Raw genomic sequence first — 2676 nt, 5'->3', positions numbered from 1 at the left:
CCGAGCCAGCGCGAGTTGACGTAGTACTGGGCCGAGCGCTTGGCGGCCTCGGCGACGGCGTCGGACGCCTGCCGCTTGGTGCCGACGAACAGCACGCGGCCGCCCTTCGCGACCGTGTCGCTCACCGCCTGCAGGGCCCGGTGCAGCATCGGCACCGTCTGCTGGAGATCGATGATGTGGATGTTGTTGCGGGTGCCGAAGATGTAGGTCGACATCTTCGGGTTCCAGCGGTGCGACTGGTGGCCGAAATGCGAGCCGGCTTCCAGGAGCTGGCGCATCGAGAAATCGGGAAGGGCCATGAGGTGTTCTCTCCGGTTATGCCGCCGCGGAGCGTTGGTCCGGCGAATGCCGGACACCGGGACGCCTCATTGAATCATGAGGCCAACTCCGCGTGTGGGATGGGCGGGCATATACGGGCGCGGCGCCCGCCTGACAAGGCGTCGCGCGTGCGGCCTCGGGCGATCAGCCGCCCGTGTAGCGCTGCACGGTGTCCCGGGCGACCTGCTGCAGGAAGGCCGCGGTCGCGGGATCGAGGATCCCGATCGACGGCATCCCGGCCGAGGCGTTGCCGACCGGCGACTTGCCGAAGAGCGCCGCATAGGTCGTGACGGCGGCGAGGTAGGTCCCGGCGAGCGTCGGGTGGCGCTTGTCCGGCTGGTAGAGGGCGATGTCCCGCCGGCGGGCGATCGCCTCCGCGAAGGCGAGGCCGGCCGGGATGACCAGCATGCCGTTCCGGTTCGCCTCCTCCGTATAGGCCTGCGCGAGCTGGGCCGTCATCTCGGGCTTGTCCTCGTAGGCCCAGGTCATGAACAGCACCGGCTCGGCGTTGCGGGCCCTGATCGTGTCGCCGTGCTTCTTCACGAAGTCCCGGAAGAGGCCCGAGAGCTGCGGATGGACCGGGCATTGACTGCAATCGTTCATCACAACGACGTCGAACGGTTTTGCGAAGTCGTTGAAGACGACGTTGTTCGCCTCGTCGAACGAGTACGAGGCCATGCCCTTCCCGAAATAGCCTTCCATGTCGTGCCAGTTCAGGCCCGACCCGGAGATGGTGACCGACGTGCCCCGATACGCCTTGGCATTGGCCGGGTCGGCCTTCCTGGCGACGTCCAGGAAATAGGAATGCATGCTGTTGTTGTAATAGTAGAAGCTGTTGCCGACGAAGAGGAACGTCTTCGGCGCCTCCTTGAGGCTCGTCACGGTCGGTCGGGTCTGCGCGCTCGCTGCCGCGGCTGCGAGAAGTGCGACGAGACCGATGGCGCCTCGAATGACCTGTCTCATGGATGTTCTCCCTGTTGCCTGGTCAGCGGGTGAATTCGGCGGGCAGATCCCGGAGCATGTCGGCCACGCGCTGCCGCGCGGCCTCTCCGAGCGGGCGGACGGGACGGGGCGGCATCGCCCGCATTCCCCGCAATTCCGCGATCGCGTGCACGACGCGGTAGCTGGTGAGTTCGCGGAAGAGCGCCCAGACCGGCTCGAGACCCGCATGGATGCGGCGTGCCTCCTCGGCGTCGCCCGCCTGCGCGGCCCGCACCAGCTTCAGGCATATCTCCGGAAGGGTCCCGCCCAGCACGCTGTAGAAGGCGTCGGCTCCGGCCAGCAGCCCCTCGGTCGCCGTCCAATCGCCGCTGATGCCGACCGAGAAGCCGGGATCGACCTCGGCCCGCAAGGCGGCAATGCGTAAGCCCGGCTCGCTTCCGCCCGGCGCCTTCACGGCAACGATCCCGGCAACCCGGCTCAGCCGGCCGACGAGCGACGGGCTGAAGGTGAAATGCGTGGTCGCCGGGTTGTCGTAGATGCAGAGGGGCAGCCCGCTCTCGCGCGCTACCGTCTCGAAATGCGAGAACACCTCCTCGTCCAGGAGAGGAATGTAGGAGACCGGGGCAAGAAGCCCGGCCGTGGCGCCGGCCGCCTTCGCGTCCTGTGCGAGGCGCACGGCCTCGTCGGTCCTGAGCGCCCCGATCCCGACCAGGACCGGCACGCGTCCGCCCGCCTCGTCGAGGGCCGCGTCGAGCACGAGCCGACGCTCCTGCCGGGTCAGATAGGCGTAGGACCCGGTGCTGCCGAGGAGGCCGATCGAGTCGACGCCGGCCGCGACCAGGGGCGCAACCAGCTGCCGAAGCGCGACCGTATCGACCGCGCCGGCCTCGTCCATGGGCGTGATCGGGAAGGCCGAGAGGCCGGTCAGGCGAAGCATCATGTTTCCTCCGGTCAGGACCGCGCGACCTCCCAGGTCGTCGTGCCGTCCTTGTTGTCCTTCAGCGCCACGCCCATGCCCTTCAGCTCGTCGCGGATGCGGTCCGATTCGGCCCAGTCCCTGGCGGCGCGGGCAACGAGGCGGCGGTCGATGCGGGCCGCGATCTCGATCGTGTCGACCGGCGGCGATGCTTCGCCGAGTTCGCCGCGGAAGCCGAGAGCGTGAAGCGAGTCCCGTAGCGCGCTCGGGTCATCGCCATGCGAGAGCGCGTGAAGCTCGGCCAACACCTTCGGCGTGTTGAGGTCGTCGTGGAGCGCGGCCAGAACCGTCGGCGCGAAGACCTCTGGCGCGTCCGGATCCGGGCCGGGCTCCCGGAACCAGGACGCGAGCGTCCGGCTGCTCTCCTCGAGCCCCCTCACCGTCCAGTCGATCGGTTGCCGGTAATGCGTCTTCAGCATGTTGAGCCGGATCACCTCTCC

The 2676-nt window shown here is 68.5% G+C and carries 3 protein-coding genes and 1 pseudogene; all 4 read right to left on the bottom strand.

The window, feature by feature from the left end:
* Window positions 1-299: 30S ribosomal protein S2 (rpsB, locus tag ACFE87_RS24765; protein WP_375462318.1), on the bottom strand; the 299-nt coding region annotated here is incomplete at its 3' end.
* Between the two features lie 163 nt (window positions 300-462).
* A complete protein-coding gene (locus ACFE87_RS24760) occupies window positions 463-1281 on the bottom strand; it encodes a hypothetical protein (protein WP_375462317.1) in 819 nt (272 codons plus the stop codon).
* Between the two features lie 22 nt (window positions 1282-1303).
* Window positions 1304-2197: a dihydrodipicolinate synthase family protein gene (locus ACFE87_RS24755; protein ID WP_375462319.1), complete on the bottom strand. Its 894-nt coding sequence runs from the start codon at window positions 2195-2197 to the stop codon at window positions 1304-1306.
* Window positions 2198-2211: 14 nt separating this feature from the next.
* Window positions 2212-2676 (bottom strand): annotated as a pseudogene (locus ACFE87_RS24750) (cysteine--tRNA ligase); the annotation flags it as partial.

Source organism: uncultured Enterovirga sp., from assembly GCF_964242715.1.
In the GTDB taxonomy this organism is placed as follows: domain Bacteria; phylum Pseudomonadota; class Alphaproteobacteria; order Rhizobiales; family Beijerinckiaceae; genus Enterovirga.
This window is presented reverse-complemented; position numbering and strand designations above follow the sequence as displayed.